General features: G+C 40.4%; 25 protein-coding genes. 18 read left to right on the top strand and 7 right to left on the bottom strand.

The window, feature by feature from the left end; all coding sequences use genetic code 11:
* Positions 1-7 precede the first annotated feature (7 nt).
* From ACRWP9_RS13685 to suhB, 3 genes are all read right to left on the bottom strand, one after another.
* A complete protein-coding gene (locus tag ACRWP9_RS13685; RefSeq protein ID WP_434926464.1) occupies positions 8-310 on the bottom strand; it encodes a PilZ domain-containing protein in 303 nt (100 codons plus the stop codon).
* Positions 311-441: 131 nt separating this feature from the next.
* Entirely contained in the window at positions 442-846 is a 405-nt protein-coding gene (locus tag ACRWP9_RS13680) for a phosphate-starvation-inducible protein PsiE (RefSeq protein ID WP_434926463.1), read from the bottom strand.
* Positions 847-1025: 179 nt separating this feature from the next.
* On the bottom strand, positions 1026-1829 hold the full coding sequence (gene suhB, locus ACRWP9_RS13675) for an inositol-1-monophosphatase (RefSeq protein ID WP_226415026.1): 804 nt from the start codon (positions 1827-1829) through the stop codon (positions 1026-1028).
* 148 nt (positions 1830-1977) lie between these two features.
* Between suhB and trmJ the strand changes: the two genes are divergently transcribed.
* From trmJ to ACRWP9_RS13620, 11 genes are all read left to right on the top strand, one after another.
* A complete protein-coding gene (gene trmJ, locus ACRWP9_RS13670; RefSeq protein ID WP_434926462.1) occupies positions 1978-2697 on the top strand; it encodes a tRNA (cytosine(32)/uridine(32)-2'-O)-methyltransferase TrmJ in 720 nt (239 codons plus the stop codon).
* A gap of 19 nt (positions 2698-2716) precedes the next feature.
* On the top strand, positions 2717-3538 hold the full coding sequence (gene cysE, locus ACRWP9_RS13665; protein WP_226415030.1) for a serine O-acetyltransferase: 822 nt from the start codon (positions 2717-2719) through the stop codon (positions 3536-3538).
* A 263-nt stretch (positions 3539-3801) separates the two neighbouring features.
* A complete protein-coding gene (gene iscR, locus ACRWP9_RS13660) occupies positions 3802-4260 on the top strand; it encodes a Fe-S cluster assembly transcriptional regulator IscR (RefSeq protein ID WP_226415032.1) in 459 nt (152 codons plus the stop codon).
* 94 nt (positions 4261-4354) lie between these two features.
* Positions 4355-5569 (top strand): IscS subfamily cysteine desulfurase, encoded by a 1215-nt coding sequence (locus ACRWP9_RS13655; protein ID WP_226415034.1) that lies wholly within the window; start codon positions 4355-4357, stop codon positions 5567-5569.
* Positions 5570-5628: 59 nt separating this feature from the next.
* A complete protein-coding gene (iscU, locus tag ACRWP9_RS13650) occupies positions 5629-6012 on the top strand; it encodes a Fe-S cluster assembly scaffold IscU (RefSeq protein WP_226415036.1) in 384 nt (127 codons plus the stop codon).
* A gap of 15 nt (positions 6013-6027) precedes the next feature.
* A complete protein-coding gene (gene iscA / locus ACRWP9_RS13645) occupies positions 6028-6351 on the top strand; it encodes an iron-sulfur cluster assembly protein IscA (RefSeq protein WP_434926461.1) in 324 nt (107 codons plus the stop codon).
* Between the two features lie 47 nt (positions 6352-6398).
* Complete coding sequence (hscB, locus tag ACRWP9_RS13640) at positions 6399-6923, top strand: co-chaperone HscB (protein WP_434926460.1); 525 nt, start codon at positions 6399-6401, stop codon at positions 6921-6923.
* A 105-nt stretch (positions 6924-7028) separates the two neighbouring features.
* Positions 7029-8888 (top strand): Fe-S protein assembly chaperone HscA, encoded by a 1860-nt coding sequence (gene hscA / locus ACRWP9_RS13635; RefSeq protein ID WP_434926459.1) that lies wholly within the window; start codon positions 7029-7031, stop codon positions 8886-8888.
* Positions 8889-8896: 8 nt separating this feature from the next.
* The gene (gene fdx, locus ACRWP9_RS13630; RefSeq protein WP_226415044.1) at positions 8897-9232 is read left to right on the top strand and encodes an ISC system 2Fe-2S type ferredoxin; all 336 of its coding nucleotides are present in this window, start codon (positions 8897-8899) and stop codon (positions 9230-9232) included.
* A gap of 252 nt (positions 9233-9484) precedes the next feature.
* Positions 9485-9916 (top strand): nucleoside-diphosphate kinase, encoded by a 432-nt coding sequence (gene ndk, locus ACRWP9_RS13625; protein ID WP_226415046.1) that lies wholly within the window; start codon positions 9485-9487, stop codon positions 9914-9916.
* An 802-nt stretch (positions 9917-10718) separates the two neighbouring features.
* Positions 10719-13475 carry a TonB-dependent receptor gene (locus tag ACRWP9_RS13620; protein WP_434926458.1) on the top strand — a complete coding sequence of 919 codons (2757 nt, stop codon included), beginning with the start codon at positions 10719-10721 and terminating at the stop codon, positions 13473-13475.
* Positions 13476-13625: 150 nt separating this feature from the next.
* Here the strand turns inward: ACRWP9_RS13620 and ACRWP9_RS13615 are convergent, their stop codons facing one another.
* The 3 genes from ACRWP9_RS13615 to ACRWP9_RS13605 all read right to left on the bottom strand — a co-directional run bounded on the left by ACRWP9_RS13615 (position 13626) and on the right by ACRWP9_RS13605 (position 17273).
* Positions 13626-14447 (bottom strand): DUF2797 domain-containing protein, encoded by an 822-nt coding sequence (locus ACRWP9_RS13615; RefSeq protein WP_434926457.1) that lies wholly within the window; start codon positions 14445-14447, stop codon positions 13626-13628.
* 130 nt (positions 14448-14577) lie between these two features.
* Positions 14578-16449 carry a diguanylate cyclase gene (locus tag ACRWP9_RS13610; protein WP_434929072.1) on the bottom strand — a complete coding sequence of 624 codons (1872 nt, stop codon included), beginning with the start codon at positions 16447-16449 and terminating at the stop codon, positions 14578-14580.
* A gap of 317 nt (positions 16450-16766) precedes the next feature.
* Positions 16767-17273, bottom strand: coding sequence for a glycine cleavage system protein R (locus ACRWP9_RS13605; RefSeq protein ID WP_226415055.1), 507 nt, complete (start codon positions 17271-17273; stop codon positions 16767-16769).
* 191 nt (positions 17274-17464) lie between these two features.
* Here ACRWP9_RS13605 and ACRWP9_RS13600 point away from each other — a divergent pair, with 191 nt between their 5' ends.
* The 6 genes from ACRWP9_RS13600 (at position 17465) to ACRWP9_RS13575 (ending at position 24608) form a co-directional block, all read left to right on the top strand.
* Positions 17465-19717, top strand: coding sequence for an ABC transporter permease subunit (locus ACRWP9_RS13600; RefSeq protein WP_434926456.1), 2253 nt, complete (start codon positions 17465-17467; stop codon positions 19715-19717).
* 58 nt (positions 19718-19775) lie between these two features.
* Entirely contained in the window at positions 19776-21434 is a 1659-nt protein-coding gene (gene pstA, locus ACRWP9_RS13595; RefSeq protein WP_434926455.1) for a phosphate ABC transporter permease PstA, read from the top strand.
* A gap of 26 nt (positions 21435-21460) precedes the next feature.
* The gene (gene pstB / locus ACRWP9_RS13590; protein ID WP_434926454.1) at positions 21461-22279 is read left to right on the top strand and encodes a phosphate ABC transporter ATP-binding protein PstB; all 819 of its coding nucleotides are present in this window, start codon (positions 21461-21463) and stop codon (positions 22277-22279) included.
* A 108-nt stretch (positions 22280-22387) separates the two neighbouring features.
* Positions 22388-23098 carry a phosphate signaling complex protein PhoU gene (gene phoU / locus ACRWP9_RS13585; RefSeq protein WP_226415065.1) on the top strand — a complete coding sequence of 237 codons (711 nt, stop codon included), beginning with the start codon at positions 22388-22390 and terminating at the stop codon, positions 23096-23098.
* 131 nt (positions 23099-23229) lie between these two features.
* Positions 23230-23841 (top strand): DUF502 domain-containing protein, encoded by a 612-nt coding sequence (locus tag ACRWP9_RS13580; protein WP_434926453.1) that lies wholly within the window; start codon positions 23230-23232, stop codon positions 23839-23841.
* Positions 23838-24608: a substrate-binding periplasmic protein gene (locus ACRWP9_RS13575; RefSeq protein ID WP_434926452.1), complete on the top strand. Its 771-nt coding sequence runs from the start codon at positions 23838-23840 to the stop codon at positions 24606-24608. Before ACRWP9_RS13580 ends, ACRWP9_RS13575 begins: the two co-directional genes overlap by 4 nt.
* Before the next feature lie 68 nt (positions 24609-24676).
* On the opposite strand, the gene ACRWP9_RS13570 is transcribed toward ACRWP9_RS13575, so the two are convergent.
* A complete protein-coding gene (locus ACRWP9_RS13570) occupies positions 24677-25438 on the bottom strand; it encodes an SDR family NAD(P)-dependent oxidoreductase (protein ID WP_434929070.1) in 762 nt (253 codons plus the stop codon).
* Positions 25439-25544: 106 nt separating this feature from the next.
* Between ACRWP9_RS13570 and ACRWP9_RS13565 the strand changes: the two genes are divergently transcribed.
* Positions 25545-25934 (top strand): winged helix-turn-helix transcriptional regulator, encoded by a 390-nt coding sequence (locus ACRWP9_RS13565; protein WP_434926451.1) that lies wholly within the window; start codon positions 25545-25547, stop codon positions 25932-25934.
* Positions 25935-25958: the final 24 nt, after the last annotated feature.

Here is a 25958-nt window from a genome sequence, read left to right as displayed (position 1 = left end):
GTCGTTGTTAAAGTAATTGCAACGCAATGTGATAGCTGTGCGGTGAACTTTGACTACAGCGACATACCTGCCCCTTAATGGTATTTTGTTTATCGCTACCGGGATTAAATGTGAGTGCGATTAATTGCCCCAATTCAAAAGCCTGACGGTAATCAAATAATACGCCTTTGCGAGCCAAGTCAATACAAACACCATCATCTTCATTACTTTCACCAGCTTTATTAATCCAATGTAACTTGATCCGCTCTGCTTCCATATCTACGCGCAATGAAGTACGTTTTTCATCAAAACCTGTCGGCTCTTGGTCCATTTTTATTTCTCCTTAAGTGGGTTCGATTCTTTAGTTTTAGCATATTGGCTTTTTTAAGCAATACCAAACGGTTATTAAAAACAAAAACGCCAAACAAAATGCTTGGCGTTTTAGTGTTAAGTGACTTAACGTTAATTGTCGTAGTCTTGATTTCTGGGATAAGGCATTTTTAATTGTCCCCAGCGGATCACGATTACCGTAGCTGCTAACAGTATGGTTGAAAATGATATAGCTAAAATACGCCAGTCATCCATGCCTTTCATATCTAAAATAAGGTATCGTGCTAAGGCAACAATGGCAATATACAGCGGCATACGGATAGGTAACTTACCTGACTCGATGTAATTGACCACCATGGCCAAGACTTCAAGATAGATAAATAATAATAACAGATCGGCAAGCTCGACTGTTCTAATGGCGAACATATGCATTATCTCTTCGCCAATAGCAAAAGTAGTGGCCAAAGCAATAATGAAAAGAACGACATATTCGATCGATTTTAAAGATTGTATGCTGGCATGTTTGATTCTGTGCATGTTATCTCTGTTATTTTGTAGTGAAATCTTGATGGTATTATTCCGTAAAGTAAGCCGCTTGCCCAGCGATCTTAATCACAGACACAAAAAAACCGCTAATTAAATTAGCGGTTTCAATATTTTAGCGACTATTTTGACGAGTGCGAGCAATCGTTTCTATTATTACTCGCAGTCGATAACTAACGCTTTAACGCTTCATTAAGTAAAGGACGCATAATTTTAACTAATTGAGTGGTTACTTTTGGAGTGCCAGCAACAATGTTACCCGAAATCAGGTAATTATGACCGCCAGTGAAATCAGTAACCGTACCGCCAGCTTCACGACAAATTAGGTCGCCAGCAGCTATGTCCCAAGGTTTTAAACCAATTTCGAAAAATCCGTCTAAACGGCCTGCTGCAACATAAGCTAAATCTAAAGCTGCTGAACCTGTACGACGCAGATCTGCACATTGCGGAAATACATCTGCTAAAATTTTCATATAGGTTTCAGTATGCTGACGAGCTTTGAATGGGAAACCTGTACCTATAATGGTACTGTCCAATTCACCGACACTGGTAACACGCATGCGGAAGTCGTTAACTTTTGCGCCTTTACCACGAACAGCTGAGAACAGCTCTTCACGAACAGGATCATAAATAACCGCGACTTCTGTCACGCCTTTATATTGAAGGGCAATTGAAACAGCAAAATGAGGAATACCACGAACGAAATTGTTGGTGCCATCCAAAGGATCTACTATCCAGACATAATCTTTACTTTCGCCACGGTTTTCACCGTCTTCTTCACCAATGATCGTGTGATCAGGGTAAGATTTACGAATCTGATATGTAATAGTTGCTTCTGCTTCCTTGTCTACACTCGTAACAAAGTCATTAATTCCTTTGGTACTTACCTCAACACGGTCGAGTTCAGTATAGGCGCGCATAATTGTTTGGCCAGCAGCGCGGGCAGCGCGTGTGGCAATAGTCATCATCGGATGCATAGCAATCCCCTGGATTTTAAAGAACGAATAAAACAGCGGCCGCATTATACCTTATTCAATAGTTATATCAAATGCAGATTTTCATATAACGTTATAAACAGGGCTTGTGGTAACATATGGTCAATATTTTTTGAATTAAAGTGGTGTCATGTTAAGTAATATTCGTGTTGTGCTTGTGGGCACGTCTCACCCTGGAAACATTGGTTCGACCGCCCGTGCAATGAAAACCATGGGTTTATCTAATTTATACCTTGCTGAGCCAAGAGTAGAGCCTGATGGCCAATCTATTGCACTGGCGGCAGGTGCATCTGATATTTTAAAAAATCTCACCACAGTTGACTCATTGGATGAGGCTATTGCTGGTTGTAGCTTAGTTATTGCGACAAGTGCACGTAGCCGTACATTAGATTGGCCAATGCTTGACCCACGCCAAGCTGGCGAAAAATTATCGCTTGAAAGTATTAAAGGCCCGGTTGCCATTGTATTTGGACGTGAGAATCATGGGCTTAGTAATGAAGAATTACAAAAGTGTAATTATCATGTGTTTATCCCTGCTAACCCAGAATACAGTTCATTAAATTTAGCCCAAGCCGTACAGATTATTTGCTATGAAACTCGTGTGGCGCATTTAGCTTTGGGTGAGCAGCCTGCTCCAGAGGAGGAATATCCTCTGGCTGAAGATTTAGAACGTTTCTTTGTACATTTAGAATCTACCTTATCAGAGACTGGCTTTGTTATTAAGAACCATCCCGGTAATGTGATGACCAAACTTCGCCGTTTATACAGCCGTGCTCGAATTGAAGCGCAAGAAATGAATATTTTACGGGGTATTTTAACCTCGATAGATAAAAAGATAGATAAAAAATAGTGGTGATAAGGGAGTTCACATGGGCGTGAGATCAAGATTAAAAGAAGATATAGAATCTATTTATCACCGTGATCCTGCAGCAAACAGCACGATTGAAATTTTACTCAATTATCCTGGCATGCATGCAATTTGGTTACATAGGATTAGTCATAAGTTTTGGCGAAAAAATTGGCGATTAACAGCGCGTTGCTTGTCGACGTTTTCCCGCTGGCTAACCGGGGTTGAAATTCACCCAGGAGCGACCTTAGGGAGACGTTTTTTTATTGATCATGGCATGGGTGTGGTGATCGGTGAAACGGCTGAAATTGGTGACGATTGTACTTTATATCATTCGGTTACTCTCGGTGGAACAACCTGGCAGGCGGGTAAACGTCACCCTACATTAGGTAATAATGTGGTCATTGGTGCTGGGGCTAAAATATTAGGTCCAATTACCATGCATGATGGTGCTCGAGTCGGCTCTAACTCAGTGGTGGTTAAAGATGTTGAGGCCGACAATACTGTTGTGGGTATTCCGGGAAGAGTTGTCTCTTCACCAAGCACGCAGTCAAAAGAAAAAGCTGAACGTCGTACTGAGATGGCTAAAAAATATGGCTTTGATGCATATGCAGTGTCGCCGGACAATCCTGACCCTGTCGCCAATGCGATTGGCCAGATGCTTGATCATATGCATCTAATGGATTCTAAAGTACAGGAGCTTTGTCAAGCCGTTCAAACTATGGGTGGAGAAGTGTGCACTGAAAAGTTACCTCAATTGAATGTAGGTGACTTTGACGAAGCTGAAAAAGCGGCCGCCAAAAACCGAAAACGTGAATTGACAGAGTTTGATCCAAGCATATAAGTAAACTTGATAAGCTGTAGTTAATATAAAGCTTAAAAAGTGTTAAATGCCTATCGCGATTAAAAAATAATGCCAATAGAGGAATAAATTCCCCTATTGGCATTGAATTTTAAGCTATAAAAAGGTTAAATACCTCGGCTGAAATCAAGCTGTTTTAGCACTTCCTTACTTTAATACCTGAGTAAATTAGTAGGATTAATACTTGACTAAATTACTCGGGTATGATGAAATTACTGCATACTTTTTGGGAGCAGTAGCAAGTTATGAAACTTACATCAAAAGGTCGCTACGCAGTCACAGCTATGCTGGATGTTGCGATTCATTCTGGAACAGGGCCTGTTCCTTTAGCAGATATATCTGAAAGGCAGGGCATTTCGTTGTCTTACCTTGAACAACTTTTTGCTAAGTTAAGAAAGCACGGTCTGGTGTCAAGTGTACGCGGACCCGGTGGCGGATACCGTTTAGGCCTAGAGGCTGATGCCATTTCCGTTGGCATGGTTGTCCATGCAGTTGATGAATCTGTTGATGCCACTCGCTGCCAAGGACAAGGGAATTGCCAAAGTGGCACCCGCTGTCTTACCCACTCTCTATGGGGTGATTTAAGCAAACAAATTTCAGAGTTTTTAAATGGTATTTCACTTGCTGGTCTGATGAACAAAAGAGACGTGCAATTTATCTCTATTAAGCAAGATAAAATCCAGAAGGAACACCGTGTTTTATAACTGGTAGTTATTAAACACAGTGTTGATTTAAATATAATTATTATTTGTACGTTGTATGTAGACTCAACTGAGAATACTAAGTACGGAGTGTGTTATGAAACTTCCTATCTATCTAGATTATGCCGCAACAACCCCTGTCGATAAGCGTGTCGCAGAGAAAATGGTTCAACATATGACTATGGACGGAGTGTTTGGTAATCCAGCATCTCGATCTCATCGTTATGGTTGGCAAGCTGAAGAGGCAATCGATATTGCCCGTAATCAAGTTGCTGATCTGATTAATGCTGACCATCGTGAAATCGTATTCACATCGGGTGCAACAGAATCATCTAATCTTGCGATTAAAGGTATTGCTCACTTCTATCATAAGAAGGGTAAGCATATTATTACCAGTAAAACTGAGCATAAAGCCACGTTAGACACGTGTCGCCAGTTAGAACGTGAAGGCTATGAAGTCACTTATTTAGAGCCTGAAGCCAATGGGATAATTCCTTTGACTCGTCTTGAGGCCGCAATGCGCGATGACACTATTCTTGTCAGCATTATGCACATTAATAATGAAATCGGCGTGATACAAGATATCAACGCAATCGGTGAACTTTGTCGTGCTAAAGGTATTTTCTTCCACATGGATGCAGCACAAAGTGCAGGTAAAATACCGCTTGATGTACAGCAAACAAAAGTGGATTTGATTTCAATATCAGGCCATAAAATGTATGGGCCTAAAGGTATCGGTGCGTTGTACGTTCGCCGTAAACCTCGTATCCGTTTAGAGTCTCAAATGCACGGTGGCGGACATGAACGTGGTATGCGAAGTGGTACATTAGCAACTCACCAAATTGTAGGATTAGGTGAAGCGTCTGTTATTGCAAAACAAGACATGCAAGAAGATACAGCGCGCATTCGTCGTCTACGTGACAAGCTTTGGGCTGGCATTAATCACATTGAAGAAACCTATATCAATGGCGATGCTGAGCAAGGCTTCTGTGGTATTTTTAACGTGAGCTTTAACTTTGTTGAAGGTGAGTCGTTAATGATGGCACTAAAAGATTTAGCGGTTTCGTCCGGTTCAGCTTGTACATCCGCAAGTTTAGAGCCTAGCTATGTGCTTCGTGCACTGGGCTTAAATGATGAAATGGCGCACAGTTCAATTCGTTTCTCTATTGGTCGTTTTACTACCGATGAAGAAATTGATCATGCAATTAATGTAATCACTGAGTCTATCGATAAGTTACGTGAAATGTCTCCACTTTGGGAGATGTTTAAAGATGGTATCGATTTGAACCAAGTTCAATGGGCACATCACTAATTGGGTTATCTCACCAATTAATACCAACTGATAAATGACAGAGATTTTGGAGCAGTATCATGGCTTATAGCGAAAAAGTAATCGACCATTATGAAAATCCACGTAACGTGGGTTCATTTGACAAGAACGACCCTTCAGTAGTAACCGGTATGGTTGGCGCACCAGCTTGTGGTGACGTGATGAAGCTGCAACTTAAAATTAATGCCGATGGCATTATTGAAGATGCTAAATTCAAAACCTACGGTTGTGGTAGTGCAATTGCTTCTAGCTCGCTGGTAACAGAGTGGGTTAAAGGTAAAACGGTTGACCAGGCTGGAAGCATCAAAAATGCTGATATTGCAGCTGAATTAGCGTTACCACCAGTGAAAATTCATTGCTCTATTTTAGCAGAAGATGCTATTAAAGCGGCAATTGAAGAGTACAAGTCGAAGCAGTCTAAGTAATACCTGGAGTTAAAGATGGCAATTTCAATGACCCCAGCTGCGGCTGACAGAGTAAGATCATTTCTTGCTAATCGCGGAAATGGCCTCGGCTTACGCCTTGGGTTGAGAACATCTGGCTGTTCAGGAATGGCTTATGTGCTTGAGTTTGTAGATGAGCTTAATGACGATGATGAGTTATACACTATTGATGGTGTTAATATCATCATCGACGCCAAAAGCTTTATCTATTTGCAGGGCATCGAGTTAGACTTTATTAAAGAGGGCCTCAATGAGGGGTTCCAATTTAATAATCCTAACGCCAAAGGTGAGTGTGGTTGCGGTGAAAGCTTTACCGTGTAAATGATCACTTCACTGTGTTTTAAACATGCAAGTATGAATGTTATTAAATGAATTACTTCGAATTGTTTGACCTCGCTCTATCCTTCGATATTGATACCGCTACGCTTGCAGAGCGCTACCGCGATCTGCAACGGGCGGTGCACCCCGATAAGTTTGCCAATGATACAGAACAGCAAAAACTATTGTCTGTTCAGCGTACAGCGCAAGTCAATGATGGTTATCAAACCCTAAAAAGTCCACTCAGACGTGCAGAGCACATGTTAAGCTTGCGCGGCATTGAGCTAAGTCATGAAACGATGACCATTAAAGATACGGGTTTTTTAATGCAGCAAATGGAATGGCGAGAGATGTTAGAAGACATCAACGACTCAGCTGATCCAAATGGTATTATTGACACCTTATACGATTCTTTTGCAACTTATGAAAAGTCATTGTTCTCTTTATTGAGCCAGCAGCTAATAAAAGCTGATGAGAATGATAATAAGCAAGCGGCAGATCAAATTCGTAAATTAAAATTTATGGCAAAATTACACGATGAACTCGCACGTATCGAAGATGCATTGCTTGATTAAGCTAGGGCAATATTTTTCCTTAGATTACAAGCTGTCACTTATCGACTTCGCCCGGTAATTTTTTTGATAAGCCCTGTGGCTTATCTACAACAAAGTTGGAACACTATGGCACTGTTGCAAATTGCAGAACCTGGACAAAGCGCCGCGCCGCATCAACATCGCTTAGCTGTCGGTATTGATCTAGGTACCACTAATTCACTGGTCGCGGCAGTCAGAAGCGGCCAAGCAAGCACATTACTCGATGAGCAAGGTCAGCATTCTTTGCCATCTGTGGTTCATTACGGTAAAGATACTATTTTAGTGGGCCGTGAGGCTCAAGCACAGTCCGCGATTGACCCACAAAATACTATTGTGTCGGTTAAGCGCTTTATGGGCCGCAGCTTACAAGATATTCAAAATCGCGATGCTCAGCATGCTTATCAGTTTGAGGCAAGTGAGAATGGGTTACCTGTGTTTGTTACTCAGCAAGCTAAAGTTAATCCTATTCAAGTGTCCGCTGAAATTTTAAAACCCTTGATAAAACGTGCTGAAAAAACCTTAGGCGGTGAATTACAGGGCGTAGTGATTACTGTTCCGGCTTATTTTGACGATGCACAACGTCAAGGGACCAAAGATGCCGCAGAGCTGTTAGGGGTAAAGGTACTGCGTTTACTTAATGAACCTACAGCAGCCGCTATCGCTTACGGTTTAGACTCTAAACAAGAAGGTGTGATTGCCATATATGATTTAGGTGGCGGCACATTCGATATATCTATTCTGCGCTTAAATCGTGGTGTATTTGAAGTACTCGCCACCGGTGGTGATTCTGCATTAGGTGGTGATGATTTTGATCATCTTTTAGTTGAACACTTTAAGCAATCCTGGCAATTAACCACATTGACAGCACAAGAGTCTCGTCGACTATTGATTGAAGCTCGTCGAGTCAAAGAAGCGCTAACAGATAATCAAAACGTGACCGCGAATTTGTCGTACCATGATAAACAACTTGATTTAATTGTTACTAAAGCTGAATTTGACACTTTAATTGCTGCGTTAGTTAAAAAAACTATTGGTAGTTGTCGCCGCACATTACGTGATGCGGGTGTGACTATCGATGAAGTGATTGAAACCGTTATGGTTGGCGGTTCTACACGTGTGCCCTTGGTGCGTGAGCAGGTTGAAGCTTTTTTTAATAAAACACCGTTAACCTCAATCGATCCTGATCGAGTTGTCGCTATTGGCGCCGCAATTCAAGCTGACATTTTAGTCGGTAACAAGCCTGAGTCAGACTTATTATTATTAGATGTTATTCCGTTATCCCTAGGCATTGAAACCATGGGCGGCCTTGTAGAGAAAGTGGTTACCCGTAATACCACCATTCCTGTTGCACGAGCTCAAGAGTTTACCACCTTTAAAGATGGTCAGACTGCTATGGCATTTCATGTCGTGCAGGGCGAACGTGAATTAGTTGATGATTGCCGCTCTTTAGCGCGTTTTACCTTGCAAGGTATTCCTGCTTTAGCCGCAGGTGCTGCGCATATTCGAGTGACATTTCAAGTCGATGCAGATGGCTTACTGAATGTCACTGCAATGGAAAAGTCTAGCGGAGTACAAACCAGCATTCAGGTTAAGCCATCATTTGGTTTATCTGATACAGAAATTGCTACAATGCTTAAAGACTCTATGAAGCATGCTAAAGAGGATATTACTCGCCGTATGCTTGCAGAACAAAAAGTTGAAGCTGCTAGAGTTATTGAATCGTTAAATGCTGCATTACAAAAAGACGGTGATTTACTCGAAGCCAATGTGCGTTCTCAGCTACAAACTGCTATTGAGTTATTAGCTGCTACCGCAGAAAAAGATGATGTTGATGCGATCGAAAAAGCCATCAACGATTTAGATGCCCAAACCCAAGATTTTGCGGCAAGACGTATGGATAACTCGATAAAAGCGGCGTTTAAGGGCCGTTCTGTCGACAATATATAGGTGAGAACATGCCACAATTAGTTTTTTTACCCCATAGTGAGTTATGTCCTGATGGGGCAGTACTTGAAGCTGAAGTCGGTGAGACCATTTTAAACGTAGCTTTACGCAATGGTATTCATATTGAGCATGCTTGCGAAAAGTCATGTGCATGTACTACATGTCATGTGGTTGTGCGTGAAGGTTTTAATCAACTTGAAGCAAGTGATGAGCTTGAGGATGACATGTTAGACAAAGCTTGGGGACTAGAGCCTGAGAGCCGTTTATCTTGTCAGGCTAAAGTGGTTGCATGTGACATGGTGATTGATATCCCTAAATATACCGTCAATATGGTCAGTGAAGGCTAGGCCAGTCATTAACTATTTTAGCCGTATTAAAAAGGCAATAACCTAGAGGGTTATTGCCCTTTTTGTGTTTGATTAATACCACTAGTTTTTACCACTAGATATTCACGCCTGGTTATCGCCGTTGTATGGTTAAAAATGCGTCCGTAAAGAAGCAATTTTCACCTAAAACACCACTTATGCTATGAATACAATATTAAATTACGTATAATCCGCGCGAATTTTATAAACTTGCTCACATTAAGGAAGCTAGTTATGGCGATCGAACGCACATTCTCTATAATCAAACCAGATGCAGTTGCTAACAACCACATCGGTGCTATTTATAATCGTTTTGAATCAGCAGGTCTTAAGATCGTTGCTTCTAAAATGGTTCATTTATCTAAAGAACAAGCTGAAGGATTCTACGCTGAACATAGCGCACGTCCTTTCTTTGGTGCTTTAGTTTCTTTCATGACTTCTGGTCCAGTAATGGTTCAAGTGTTAGAAGGCGAAAACGCTGTTCTAGCTAACCGTGAAATCATGGGTGCGACTAACCCAGCTGAAGCTGCTCGTGGCACGCTACGTGGCGACTATGCTGCTAGCATAGATGAAAACGCAGTTCACGGTTCTGATGCACTTGAATCAGCAGCTCGTGAAATTGCTTACTTCTTTAGCGCTGATCAAGTGTGCCCACGCACTCGTTAATCTTTGCTAAGCAATGAGAAGGCGCCTAGGCGCCTTTTTTATTGCCCTAAATTTGAGATTTAACCTATTATCGCTATCCATTGTACTGTGACCGAAGTCATTACATTTAGTATTTTATAGCAGTAAAAATATCGTATTTTACTAGCTTAATAATTGTATTTTTAGCTTGTTGTTTGTATGTAGATTACCCAAGGGTACAGAATTGTCACGATATAAGCTGTTATATAAGCTGTTATATAAGCAGTTATATAAGCAGTTATATAAGTAGTGGAATTGTTAACGAATTTAGTAAACTAATTATGTTAATTTATTTGAGTGTATTTTATATACAATATTTTCAATAGATAAGCTTTTAATTACAACCTTATTAAAGTGAGTTTTATCACAATGTTGGCAATAAAAAAGTAATTACCTATCAGTTTATGTATTTATTTCATTAATTCAGTCTATTTAACAATCACTTGAATTGTGTAGTTATTGATGCATTTGTTCTTATATTGTTCCCCTGTTAATAACTATGGTTTTTTATGTTTTTCATTTGTTTATTATTTTAAATTATTTTGTTTTATTTTCATTTAAATTAATTGCGGGTGTATTTTTTCTGCATTAAAATCAGCGTCTTGGGTTTTGTGTTGTCTATATGGATAAATTGTCACCCCTATTGTGTTTGATATGTTGACGTTGTTGACTAATGGTTTTTTATTTATTAATAATGCTGCCCTGTAATTAGCGCTTGGCTAATTGCATTATAAAAAATATAACAACTTGATGTTTTTAAAACTAAGTTGCAGGGAGTTTTATTATGAGTTCAGTTTCATTAACTGCGAAAGCTATTCGTAGTAGTTTATTAGCAGTTGCAGCAACAAGTGTTGCATCTGTCAGTGTATTTTCAGCTTCTGCTATTGCAGCAGAAGAACAGGCTCAAAAAGTTGAGCGTATTGCTGTTACCGGTTCACGTATTAAACGTACCGACATGGAAACAGCCAGCCCAGTCAGTGTTATCGATGCGTCTGCTATTCTTTCATCTGGCGCGACTTCAATTGATGATGTTTTGCAAAAAATGACATCTTCAGGCGGCGCAATGACTAACGCTGCAGTTAACAATGGTTCTGGTGGTAATGCATCAATGAACCTACGTGGCTTAGGTTCAAACCGGACTCTAGTACTGGTAAACGGTCGTCGTATGATCGCATCAGGTACTGGCGCAGCTTCAACGGTTGATTTAAACACGATTCCAGTTTCAATGATCCAACGTGTCGAAGTATTAAAAGATGGCGCTTCAGCTGTCTACGGTACCGATGCTATTGCGGGTGTTGTGAACGTTATTTTAAAGCGTGATTTCGACGGCTTTGAAATGAATGCTCAAACAGGTTTATCTGCACAGGGTGATGCTGATGAAACAAGCATCGACTTTACTTTAGGTAACACATTTGATAAAGGCAATTTAGTTTTAAATGCTCAGTACACCAAACGCGGTGAAGCTAGCCAAGCTGACCGTGGTTTCTCTGAGTGTCCAATTGCTGAAAAAGGTGCTGCAGGCGCGAAAACACTTTATTGTGGCGGCAGTTCTTATTCACAAGGTGGGCATATCTGGGGTGATAGTAACTTCGGTATTACACCTACTGGTGCAGAAGGTGATTATGCAATCGGTGATTCAGGCTTCTATGGCCAATATATTAATGACGGCAAAGGTAAGCCTAAGTTTGCTTATTTTGACGAAAACAACACTGAAGCAAATCTAAGTGGTCGTGGTGGTGAGTATCATGACTATAGCTCAGCAGATGCTTACAACTACGCTAAAGACAGTTTCTTATCAACCCCTATGGAGCGTTTAAACTTAAGCTTCTCGGGTACCTACGAGCTATCTGACAGCATCATGTTCTTTACTGAAGCTATGTACACTAAGCGCTCATCTGAACAACAAATGGCGCCACAGCCAATTTGGAGTAAAGATCCTTGGGTTTATGATTCATCGTGGATGAATAAAGAACTTATTGGTAAAGTTCAAGAAGGTGAGGCAGTCAGCTATGGTCGTCGTATGGTTGAGTCAGGTTCTCGTGACTTTAGCCAAACTGTAGATACAGTGCGTATTGTTCTTGGTTTAGAAGGCGAGTTCGACAATGGTTGGGCATGGGATGCTTCTTACAACAAAGGTAAGAACGACTCAGTTGATACTTTAGCTAACCTGCATAACATCGGTTCTATTAATGATGCAGTTACTGCAAAAACATTCGACCCATTTACTCAGTCTTCTTGGGAAGGCGCAAGTATTGCCCCATTTATTTACACCGAAGTAAACAGCGGTGGCAGTGAATTAGATATCGCAGCGGCTACTTTATCTGGTGCAATCATGGATTTACCTGCGGGTGAATTAGGTTTTGCAGCAGGTTATGAGAACCGTAAAGAGTCTGCGCATTATACGCCTGACTCATTAACGGCTCAGGGCTTAGCTAACGACCCGCGTGTTGAAGCTACCGCTGGTGAATTCAGTGTTGATGAGCTTTATGCTGAATTAGCGATTCCATTGTTAGCTGACTTACCAATGGCACAGCAAGTTGATATGAGCGCAGCAGTGCGTTACTTTGACTACAGCACTTTTGGTGATGATACAACTTGGAAGCTAGGCTTAACTTGGCGCTTATATGATGACTTAATGGTTCGTGGTGGTCGTTCTACAGCATTCCGTGCGCCAACAGTAAGTGAGTTATTTGGTGGCAAGTCTCCATCGTTTAATCAAATTGTTCACCCATCAACTGACCAAACTCAAGCTGAAGTGACTGTAGGTGGTAATGAATTACTGACTCCAGAAGAAGCTGATATCACCACTCTTGGTTTGGTTTACTCTCCAAGCTATGTTGAAGGTTTATCGTTCACTGTTGATTATTTCGATATTGCGATAACTAACACCATTACCGCTGTTGACTCTAACTATGTGGCTAACCAGTGTTTAGATGCCGGTGGTAACAAAATCAATACAGGTACTGCACTATGTCAGTCTTCAAATATTGAACTTGACAGCACTGGTCGTATTAAGTTTGACAATGGTTTACAAAACATTGGCGCAACCAATACTTCAGGTTATGACATTAACGTAGCTTATGTGTTTGATGCGTTAGATTTAAGCTGGAAAGCGGGTTTAGACTCTTCAATTCTTTCTTCATATGAAGAGTTTGATCCAGATGGTAAAGCTGTTGACTACCGTGGTTATATCACTGGCGGTGTCGGTGCTTACGCTAAGTTTAAGTCAAACTTTAACATCACAGCAACTGGTCAGGATTGGAGCGCAACTTATGAAGCGCGTTATATCGATGGTATGGACTCCTTTGCATGTAAAGCTGACACCACTAAGTGTTATGCACCTACTGTAAGCAGCATTGTTTACCACGATTTATCAGGTTCTTATGACGTGACAAACACTGTTCGCATGTCAGCTGGTGTGAATAACATTTTTGATGAAGAACCTCCATATTTCACTGGTAACAACGATTCAAATACCGACCCGTACACTTATGATGTGTTAGGTCGTTACTTCTTCGTTCGTGCTAACGTGAAGTTCTAATATCGAGTATTTGTTAACGCTAATCCTATGACTAGCTGAAACGTAATAAAAAAGCCCTAGACAATGTTCTAGGGCTTTTTTTGTGTTTTTAGTTGTTAAAATTGATGTTTTTTCTTAGCAGACAACAGACAACAGACAACAGACAACAGACTACGGGTTACTGACTTCAACTTCGTATGAGCTAAATTTACGGATATTTATCACCCCAGTATCAAATATCAAATATTGCCCTTTAATACCCTGTAATATACCTGTTACTTCTGCCACTTTATCAAAGTTATGTGATTTTACTTTTAGTGGAAATTGCTCAATAGGGTATTGAATTGCTTGAATGTTCGCGTCTAATCGCTCAATAATTATATCGCTATGTTCAGCGGCTATTTGTTGTAATTTATCAGCGATTAAAGGTATCAACTCAGCCGCTTGAGACACTAAATCAATATCATCATTATGACCCTTAAGCATGGCCTGCCAATGGGTTTTGTCATTGATGAATTTTGCTAATTCTATCTCAATTAACCCTGACATTTTACGGGTCGACACTTTAAAAATAGGCAATCCTTGGGTGGCACCCTGATCAATCCAACGTGTCGGTATTTGGTTGTGACGAGTAATGCCGACTTTTATCCCTGAGGTATTTGATAAATAGACATAATGGGGCACAAAACAATGACTTTGCGCCCATTCTGGCTCACGGCAAGTACCTTGGTCAAAATGGCATGTTTCGGGCTTCATGATGCACATGTCGCAACTAGCCAATTTTTGCATACAAACATAACAGTGGCCTTGGGAATAACTTTTTTTAGTTTTCTTGCCACAATTACAACAAAAAATATTACCAGTATGCGTTAACGTCAGTGATTTACCGATTAAGGGATTAAGTGCAATAAGTGAGTCACCCACAGGTAATTGATATTGCACTTCATCCGCTGAGTTAAGTGAAGTGTTGAGTTTTGATAATGTGCCTAACATGCGCGTTCCATTTATGAGCTTTTGCAACAGAGTTTAACAGATGTGATGGCTAAACTATGCGGCAATTTAGTTCAATTGCACTTTTACATTCGTCTTAAGGGCTGCTTAATCGAAATGTAGTTGTGCTTTGTTAAGCACATTGCCTTGCTAGGTAGACTTTGTTTTTACCCGAAAACTTTGCTTGATATAGGGCTTTATCTGCTTCTATCATTAATTCTTGAAGTGAGGAGGTTGATGAATGTAATTCAGCAAGACCTAAACTAATGGTAAAGTTTATTGTAATGCCATCAAAGATGAAGTTTTTTTCGGCAATGCTGTTTCTAAGGCGTTCTGAAATAGCCCAAGCATCCTGCTCACACGTTTGTGGTAACACGATTAAAAACTCTTCTCCCCCGATACGCCCTACGAGATCTTGCTTTTTAATACAAGTTTGCGCTCTTTGTGCGAGTGCTTTAATCGCTAAGTCACCAATGTGATGGCCGTATTTGTCATTGATTTCCTTAAAATTATCTATATCAAAAATGATCACTGAGGCAGGTTGCTGCAATTTTATCGCACGTTTGATTAACTGCTCCCCTTTAATAAATGTAAATCCTCGATTGGCAATTTTTGTTAAAAAGTCTGTTTGTGAACGTTTTTTGTAAGTGTTTAGTGCAAAAACTAGAAACAAGCCCAGTGTAATAGTTAATAAAGCCACGATGGTTAGTGTAAGCTCATTAATTCTTTCTTTATCTTGAATGGCGGTGAGCTTTAGCTCATTAATAGCCAGTTTGTTGGCGAGGAGAATATTTTCAAACTCAGCGACTTTGGCATGGTGATTTAACGCCGAGTTGATGACTTCTGGATTTAACATGTTGAGGTTATTTTTACGTTCATCATCAATTAATTGAAACAGTAAATTGACTGAAGTTAAGTAATCTTGTTTTGCAAATGCAATAATTGCATCCGCTTTAAGTGTCATCTGTTGTTTGTCTGTTCTGAAGTCCTGATCCTGTTTAAATAGCGTCGCCATCTCATCAGCCTCTGCAGTCTGTCCATTACGCATGTAAGCGATTGCTAGAAATAGATAACCACTAGTGACAAAATATTGCTCTTGGGTAGTGTGACGTAATTGAATGGCATTTTTTAGGTTTGCTATCGCTTTTGGATAATCATTCATACCCAGTGCTACTCGTCCCGCATTTAAGTGCGCGAAAAAAGTAAAATCTTTGAATTCCAGGTTTGATTTAGCGAGTTCAAATTGTGCTTCTACACTGTTTTTTGCTTCAGGCCAATGACCTAGCTTAATACTTTGGCTTAGCATGTTGTGCAACATATTAAACATGTCTTGTTTATCATTAATGGTCGCCCAGGTTTGATAAGCTTTTTCAAAATTGTCATAGCTACGCTGATGCAAGCCGACATTACGATAAAGGCTACCTGTGGCGTTATAAATTAACGCTTTTCTATTAGCATTTAGCTTTTCACTTTTATCGACAATATCCATCGCTTCATCCAGTAAAGCAATGCCTATATGTATGGTATTTGCTCCTTCATAACAAAATGCATTTTGGGTCAATGTTTTGGTTAATAGCTCGGTATTATTTTGCTGTCTTGCATATTCAAGCGCTTTATAGCGATCGACGCAGTAAATAGCAGGGTCATTTGTTTGCAGGTAGAGCGCAAAAGAGCGTTCAAGATGGCTGTCAATTAAGGTATCAGATATGGCCAATGTGTTAACCAAATTGATACTGTTATCATAACTGCTAATTGCTAAATCAAGCTGGCGGTTTTTCTCATACAGTTGACCGTATAAAAAATACAACTTGGCTTTATCTTCACTAGCTAAAATGCTTGTTTCGATATTGAATTGATCTAAGTGTTTCAGCGTTTCTTCTACAGAATGAGATCCTGCATAGTTTTCAAAATATTCAACTGACTCGTTTGCAAGTCCATTTGAGCTATAAATATTAACTAGAAAGCAAATCAACAGCACACAAGCTTTTGAAGAGGTCATATTCATCGGTGTCACAGTACTAATTATCCCTTTAGTCTTATAAATGAAGATTATCATAATCTAGCATTATGTATACTCCTTATTAACTAATAGACCATATATAATCAGATACTTAACTTCGATACTAAGTGAGATGTCCAAGTGTAATGATGACAAACTGTTGTAAAAGCCTTGTCGAAAAATCAACAATTCCTAGCTTATAGAAACTGAGGCGTAACAGTATTTTCATGCTAGTGGAAGTCTATAATTTCGATGGCATTATTAAAATGCACTATATAATAGTGCATTTTAATCTTTGCCTAAGGTTGGCTGCATATTTATTGCTAGTTGGTTTTAGTGACTTTATCTAAAACAACATCGTCGCCTAATTTATAAAATTGCTCCACGATTTGTTCTTCTTGAATGAGTTCGGTTAAGCCTAAGCTCATATTCGCCCTAAATAAGGCCACGCCAGTATGACTGGCTGTTTCATATTGGCTGCTAAAGTGCTCAATATTGACCCCAAGCGCATTGAGACTATTTGAAATATGTAACACCAGTCCTGGCCGATCGTAAGCGACAAGTTGATAACTTACATGTTTGATAGGTGGTGCGGTTTGACTGGCTTGTGAATAAGTTAATGACAGGCCATCAATACATTCTAGCGCATCAACAAATGCATCCCATTTATCGACGGGCATTTCTAATTGTAATATTGCAGCAAAAATACCGTCCAGGTGGCGCATTTCTGAATCTAACCAATTACCATCTTGACGGCTTACTGCATTAGCGATCTGTTCAACTAAGCCTTTTCTATCAGGAGCTTGCAGGGTAACCAAATAACGCATCATAAATATCCTCTCCTACATGAAACTAAAATTTTGACTGTAACACTACTGTCATCTTTACGTCATATAATGCCAACCACTTTAAGTTGGGTTAATAATGAAAGACATATATTGTCATCAGCATTTATTGTTAACACAGTAAATTACACAATCAAAGCGCTATTTTAGTGAATGATTAAATATAGAGGTTCTTAATGGAAAGTCAGGTAAGTCAACCTGGTTCTGCGGCTAAAAGTCTACTTGTAGATCGCTATGCAACACGCAGAGCATTTAAGGATAAGGCAGCACAAATTGCTGTAACTGTTGGCGGCACCATGGTGTTTGTTGCGTTATTACTGATATTTTTCTATCTGCTATACGTGATTAAACCTATTTTCGACGGTGCTGATATTCAGCCTAGCAGTAAAGTGAACATGTTACACACTGATGTGCCAACCCTAATGGTTGGTAGTGATGAACAGAATGAAGTGTTATTTCGCGTGGCAAACGATGGCCAAGTGGATTTTTATTCTTCGGTAACAAACCAACTTATCACCTCGCATATTGTTAAGCTTCCAATCGGAACTACCGTGACTAGTAGTGCGAAATCAAGTCCGAATGAGCAACGCTTTGCATTGGGATTAAGTAATGGTCAGGTGCTGGTACTGGGAATCGATTTCGAGGTCACTTATCCTGATAATCAACGCTTGATTACGCCAAAAGTGCGTTATTTGAACCAAGAGCCATTAACGATTAATGCTAATGGTTCAGTACATCATTTAGCATTTGATTTTTCAGACAACCGCATGAGCTTTGTATTCCAAGACCAACAGGGTGTGTGGAATATCAATCGCCTTGATGGTGAAGAAAATATGATGACCGAAGAGGTTGAGTGGGTTTCATATCATTCTGTTATTGAAGAAGCGCCGTCAAAATCATTAATGCCATTAATGACCCCAGATCATCGCCAACTTATCCTACCATCAGCCAATAAGTTGTATGTTTATGATATCAGTGATGCAGAAGCCGTTGAGTTGATGCAAGTGATTGATGTCACAAAAGGCGATGCTAATATTAAACAGGTAAATTTACTTGCCGGTGCGAGTTCAATATTGGTCAGTTACGATACAGGTATTGTGAGTCAGTTTTTTCAAGTCAATAGTGATAACGGCCGTTTATATCAGTACATTCGTGAGTTCGACGAGTTAGCTTCAATTAGCACTATGGCGACAGAGTTTTATCGTAAAAGCTTTGCAGTATTGAGCCCTGAAGGTGAGTTAACCCTATTATATGCTACTAGCCAACGTAATTTGTTTGATGAGAAATTTGAGCTACCTAATCCAGGGTTGATGTCATTTAGTCCGCGTTCAAATGGGCTTATCATTGAAGCGGATAAGCAGCTACATTTATTTGCGGTTGAAAATAGTCATCCTGAAGTGTCGTGGAGCGCCATGTGGCAAAAAGTGTGGTATGAAGGGTATCCTGAACCACAGTATGTATGGCAATCAACCTCCGGTTCAGATGATTTTGAAGCAAAACTCAGCTTGATGCCGTTAGCGTTTGGTACTATGAAAGCCGCATTTTATGCCATGCTATTTGCTGTGCCATTAGCTATTGCTGGTGCTATCTACACCGCATACTTTATGACACCTAAAGTGCGTAATGTGGTTAAACCTACCATTGAAATTATGGAAGCACTGCCGACAGTTATTTTGGGATTTTTAGCCGGTTTATGGTTAGCGCCGCTGATTGAGGATCATTTACCCGGCATTTTAGCCTTGTTGATACTATTACCTACCTCTATTTTAACCAGCGCATTTTGTTGGAGCAAGTTACCGCAAAAATGGAAGCAACGTCTGCCTGAAACTTATCAGGAATTAATGTTAATTCCGGTGATTATTTTTGTTGGCTGGTTTTCATTTGCTATTAGCCCAACCATTGAAATCATGTTTTTTGATGGCAACACGCGTCAATTCATTACCAATGACTTAGGTATTACCTTTGACCAACGCAACGCATTGGTAGTCGGTATTGCCATGGGCTTTGCGGTTATTCCAACCATTTTCTCTATTGCTGAAGATGCTATTTTCTCCGTACCGCGTCATTTATCTAATGGTAGTTTGGCGTTAGGTGCGACAAATTGGCAAACCCTTACGCGAGTTGTATTACTGACCGCAAGTCCAGGTATTTTCTCTGCCATTATGATGGGCTTAGGTCGTGCTGTAGGTGAGACCATGATTGTACTGATGGCAACAGGAAATACCGCCATAATGGAGTGGAGTGTGTTTGAAGGTATGAGAACACTTGCGGCTAATATTGCAGTAGAAATGCCAGAATCTGCAATTGGTTCATCTCATTATCGCGTGCTGTTCTTAGCGGCATTCGTGCTGTTTATATTCACTTTCGTATTCAACACCATTGCAGAGGTAGTTCGTCAACGTTTACGTGACCGCTACAGTTCGCTTTAAGGAATAATGATGACTTTTATATACACAATTTCCGCGGTCGTCTTGAGAGGTTTATATAATGGGTAAGTGGTTTAAATCAGGCTCACCATGGATTTGGATGACAGGTGGCGCAGTAAGTATCAGTTTGATTGCCGTAATTGGCTTATTACTTCTGATTGCTTGGCGTGGCTTAAGTTACTTTTGGCCTGCTGAGGTTTATCAGTGGGAATTACAGGATCAAAAAGGCATTAAAAGTACCCTTATTGGCGAAATTTATGACCGAGAAGAAGTCCCCACTGAACGCTTAATATCAGCAGGGCACCAATTTAATCAACATCCTGGAGAGTTTGTGACGCGTTACTTGGTGAAAACCGGTAACCGTGAATTTGTTGGTTTAGATTTTAGATGGATATTAGCGACAGACATAGTGAGTCGCAGCACGCCATTAGATGTCGCAAAATTTGAGCGTACTAAAAATGGTAACTTTTACGGTTATCCTATTGCGGTTATCGAAGATGGTAAGCGCTTAGCGCTTGAAGGTGGCGCGCTTGAAACATCATTGATTGATCACATCAACCGTGCGGTTGATATTGGTGACGAAGCATTAACGTTACAAAAAAGTGATATAGGAACAATTAACTATGAAATTGAACGCCTACGTTTAAAAGAGCGTAAGTACGAGTTAGAAGGTAAGTTGACCGCAGCAACCAAAGCAGAAATTGAGGCTGGCATTTATCAACTTAACCAAGATTACTTAGTCCTTGAAAAGTCACTTTTTGCATTACGTGACAAAGCGGCACGGGATTCGGTAATTATTCGCGATATGCGCGGCGAAGAAGTGACCTTAAAGCTAGACAGCATTCTTGATGTTAACTATGTTAACCACATGAGTTTTATTGGTAAAATTGGACACTGGTTTATTGGTATGGGGCGTTTTGTTAGCGACGACCCACGCGAAGCAAATACCGAAGGCGGGGTATTTCCAGCCATATTTGGTACCGTGTTTATGGTTATGCTGATGGCGGTTATAGTGACTCCATTTGGTGTGGTTGCAGCGATATACTTACACGAATACGCTAAAAAAGGCCCAATTACTAAGATGATCCGCATAGCGGTGATTAACTTAGCTGGCGTGCCATCTATTGTTTACGGTGTGTTCGGTTTAGGCTTCTTTGTGTATATGTTAGGTGGCTCACTTGACCAATTGTTTTACCCAGAAGCATTACCCGCGCCAACATTTGGATCGCCAGGGGTAATTTGGTCTGCACTGACTTTAGCTATTTTAACCTTACCCGTAGTGATTGTATCAACAGAAGAAGGTTTAAGCCGTATTCCGAGTGCTGTGCGTCAAGGCAGTTTAGCGTTAGGGGCGACGAAAGCCGAAACCCTATGGCGGATTGTTATTCCAATGGCGAGTCCCGCTATTATGACCGGGTTAATTTTAGCCGTTGCGCGCGCTGCCGGTGAGGTTGCTCCTTTAATGTTAGTGGGTGTGGTGAAACTTGCCCCAACACTGCCAATAGATATGAACTTTCCATTTGTGCATTTAGAGCGAAAGTTTATGCACTTAGGCTTCCATATTTATGACGTAGGCTTCCAAAGCCCTAACGTTGAGGCAGCGCGTCCTTTGGTTTACGCTACCTCGTTTTTATTAGTCTCGGTAATTGTCGCGTTAAATTTAACCGCCATTAGCGTGCGTAACCATTTACGTGAAAAATTCCGTTCGCTAGAACACTAATAGCGATATCCTGAGGGAAAATTAAAATGATTTCGATTGATCGTACAAACATGCAAACTGAAACGGTAGATTTAGCTAACTTAACTGCAGAGTATACCGCTTTAGAAATTCGTAACCTAGATTTACGTTACGCAGAAAAGCAGGCGCTATTTAATGTGTCGATGAAAATACCTAAAAAGCAGGTTACAGCCTTTATTGGTCCAAGTGGTTGTGGTAAATCGACCTTACTGCGTTGTATTAATCGCATGAATGACTTAGTGGACATCTGTAAAATAGAAGGTGAAATTTTACTGCATGGTCAAAATATTTATGACAAAAAGGTTGATGTGGCAGCGCTAAGACGTAATGTTGGTATGGTTTTCCAGCGTCCGAACCCGTTTCCTAAATCAATTTATGAAAACGTCGTATATGGCCTGCGCTTGCAAGGGTTAAATAATCGTCGTGAACTTGATGAAGCGGCAGAGCGTTCATTACGTGGCGCAGCTATTTGGGATGAAGTAAAAGATCGTTTGCATGACAATGCTTTTGGTTTATCAGGTGGTCAGCAGCAACGTTTAGTTATTGCCCGTGCCATTGCCATTGAGCCAGAAGTGTTGTTACTCGATGAGCCAACATCGGCACTTGACCCTATTTCAACCTTAACGATTGAAGAGTTGATCACTGAGCTGAAGCAAAAATATACTGTAGTGATTGTGACACACAATATGCAACAGGCTGCCCGTGTATCTGATAACACCGCGTTTATGTATATGGGTGAGTTAGTTGAGTATGCTGATACTAATACTATATTTACTACACCCCAAAAACGTAAAACAGAAGATTATATCACCGGTCGTTACGGTTAATTGTTACTCACTAGTGACACTGCCAAGCCTAATACTCGATATCGTAGGCTTAGAGTGCAATTGAAAAGATTAGCGTAAAGTTCAAAAATTAGCTTAGGGTTGAATAAAATGGAAAAAGTAAATTTAAACAAGCATATCTCAGGTCAATTTAACGCAGAACTTGATGATATTCGTAATCGCGTGCTGGCAATGGGTGGCTTGGTAGAGCGCCAACTAGAGCAGGCATTAGATGCTTTAGCCGGCCTAGATGCCGAATTGGCTAAAACGGTTATCGAAGGCGATCATAAAGTTAACGGTATGGAAGTGGCGATTGACGAGGAATGTACTCGTATCATTGCCAAGCGTCAGCCAGCAGCTAGCGATTTGCGTTTAATACTTGCTATTTCTAAAACCATTACTGATTTAGAACGCATTGGCGATGCCTGTGTACGTATTGCTAAAGCGGCAGTGGACAAACGCGCTAAAAGCCAAGAGCCATTATTGGTTAGCATTGAAAGTATGGGGCGTCATGCAACGCGTACTTTACATGCTACATTGGATGCATTGGCGCGTATGGATGCCGAGCAAGCCTTAGAGTTGCATAAAGAAGATGCTAAATTAGACAAAGAATATGAAGGTATTATTCGTCAATTAATGACTTACATGATGGAAGACCCGCGTTCAATACCGGGTGTACTTGATGTGTTATGGGCTGCGCGTGCTGTAGAGCGAGTTGGCGACCGTTGTAAAAATATCTGTGAGTACATTATTTACTATGTTAAGGGTAAAGATGTTCGTCACACCTCATATGAAGATATGGAAAAAGACTTAAAACTGTAAACCATTTTGTTTGATGGCCTGCATATGTAAATAAAGCCTATCTATAATAAAACGCCTTAAGTCATCGCTTAAGGCGTTTTTATTTGCTTTAATAGCCAGAATATTGGCAACGAAAATTAATTATTCACACTATGAAAAACACATTAGCACGCGGACTGACCAACTTATTACCTATGGTGTTATCTATATGGTTATTCTGGTCATTATTTATCTCACTGGATGGACTTGGTAAGCTATTACTCAGCCTGCTAGGTTTTACAGATTTGTTTGTCGGTGCGGGATTTATCCTAGTGGCAATTATTGTGTTTATTGCCGGTCTGTTATTTTCGGTCAGCCCAATAGTGCTACTTTATGGCTGGTTAGAGCGCCAACTAATGAAGTTCCCTTTATTTAAGTCAGTCTATGGCAGCATTCGAGACTTGGCTGGGTTAATGAACCGTGATGGTAATCCTAAGCCGCAACAAACAGTGTTAATCAAACAAGCTAATGGTAGCTATATTGTCGGCTCTATTATGAGCGATAAACCGCCTCAGCCTTTAGCTGATGCTTTGCCGGAAGGTGACTGGGTACCAGTATTATTTCAGCTCAGTTATCAAATGGCAGGGGTAACCACATTGGTTAGGCGTGAAGATTTAATTGAAGTAGATTGGTCATTTGAAGATGCTATGCGGTTTAATTTGACAGCAGGTATTTCAACGACTAAAGCTAATGATGTCGCAAAACAACAAGAGAGCAACCAATGAAGGATGCCCTAGTTAGATTATTTATTTCATTTCAAGCGTATAGAAGTTGTCAAAAAAAGCTAAAGTCGCTGTTATGCCTGTTTATTCTGGGTTTTACTCCCCAAGTATTGAGTGACGATACTACTAATCATTTTGTGGGTGTTGCTGACTCATCAATTCAAAATATTGGCAGAGTAGTATTAGATCAGATTTGTTTTATCCAGCAGTTACATTGTAATATTGAAATGTTACCCGCTCCGCGTGCTGAACGGAATATGCGTGAGGGGTTAGTCAACGGTGAAATTATGCGAGTTTGGCGTTATGGTGAAGATAACCCGGATTTTATTAGGGTACCAACGGCATATTATGAAATAAAAACTGCTTTTTTTACCCGTAAAGATACTCAGTATAAAATCGCATCTGTTGCCGATATTATTGATTTAAATGTAGGGGTATTAACCGGGGTAAAGCATACACAAAACTTAGGGCTTGATCCTAAAAAGGTATTCTACTCTACTACAACTGAAAAAATGATGGATTTATTGGACAAGAAAAGAGTTGATGTGGTCATTGCCAGTTATATGGATGGCATGGCCACTATCAATAAAATGCACGCAAATAATTTAATCGTGCAATCAGCAACCATAAAAACGCAACCTGTTTATGTATATATTCATCCGAACAAAAAAGAGCTTGTGCCTATTATCGATAACGGCATTAAGAACTTAGTTAAGTCGGGTAAGTTACACCTGATAATTGCCGATGCTGAGAAAAACGTATTAAATTAATATTAAATACGCAGCGATGATGTTAAAAAGGCGACTAGGCCTTTTTAACATTCAGCCAGATTTAAAAATTAGTTCCTGCCTGCCATTACGCCGCCGTCAATATCCCATATGGCACCGGTTACCCAAGTTGATTGATCCCCAAGTAAGAAGCAAACCGTGTTGGCAATATCTGTCGCAGTGCCAATTCTACCGATAGGATGAAATGCATCGAAAGAAGCTAGCCCGCTGTCCATGTCTTTTTCGTCGATAAATGCGCCATATATTGGGGTGTTAACCACCGCAGGCGCTACCGCATTAACCCGGATGTTATATTCAGCTAATTCCATTGCCATATGCTGGGTAAGTGAATGAAGCCCAGCCTTAGCCATCGAATATGCAGATGATGGCGTCGCCTTAATTGCTTGATGTGCCCACATAGAGCCAATATTGACCACAGAGCCGCCACCATGATGACGCATATTATTGGCTACCGCCTGGGAGATAAAAAAGGTCGCACGATTTAAATCAGCATAAATATCAAAATCTTCCACTTTGTGGTCTAAAAATGGGGTAGGGTTAAAATAACCTGCGGCATTAACAAGATATTTAATGTGGCGAGTCGATTGATTAATCGTGCTAATTAGCCGTTCTACATCTGTAGCTGAGTAAAGGTCCGCTTCAATTGATTCAACCTTCGCCGCGCCCGCTAACATCTGTTTTGCTTGGGCTAACTTGTCGGGATCTCGGCCAATAATAATCACATCAACACCTTGTAGGTGAAGTTGCTTTGCTGTCTCCAGCCCCATGCCGCTTGAACCGCCTATAATCATTGCCACTTGTGTTGGTATCATCATTTTCTCGACTTGTTTGTAAGGTGTGGACACATATTACAAAAGCCGTTAGCCTATTGAAAAGTAGGCACAATCAAGTGTAGTAGGTACATATTGGTACGTTTTAATGAAAACTAACGAAAAAAAATATTTAAAGAAGTCCGCTCCCGAGCGAAGTGCCCGAATGGTAGAGACAATTTATGGCTGTAAATGGTCATTAACCGTGTATCAATTATTGTCTGATGGTATTAATCGGCCTGGGGCAATGGTGCGGTCGGTGGATGGATTAACCACTAAAGTGCTGAACACTTGCCTGCAGAAAAACACCAAATTTGGTATTTTAAAAAGAGTCACTTTTAACGAAGTGCCACCTAGGGTGGAATATAACGTCACCGAATTTGGTGAGAAATTTATTCGCATACTCGACGAGCTTGAAAAACTGCAAGTCGAAATATCCAATGATTTTGATACAACAATTGAGATGGACGATAACGATAACGAAATAGCTAACGACTAGTCATTTTGCATAACAAATAGACAT

The organism is Shewanella sp. HL-SH2 (assembly GCF_051164935.1).
Taxonomy (GTDB): Bacteria; Pseudomonadota; Gammaproteobacteria; order Enterobacterales; family Shewanellaceae; genus Shewanella; species Shewanella glacialimarina.
This window is presented reverse-complemented; position numbering and strand designations above follow the sequence as displayed.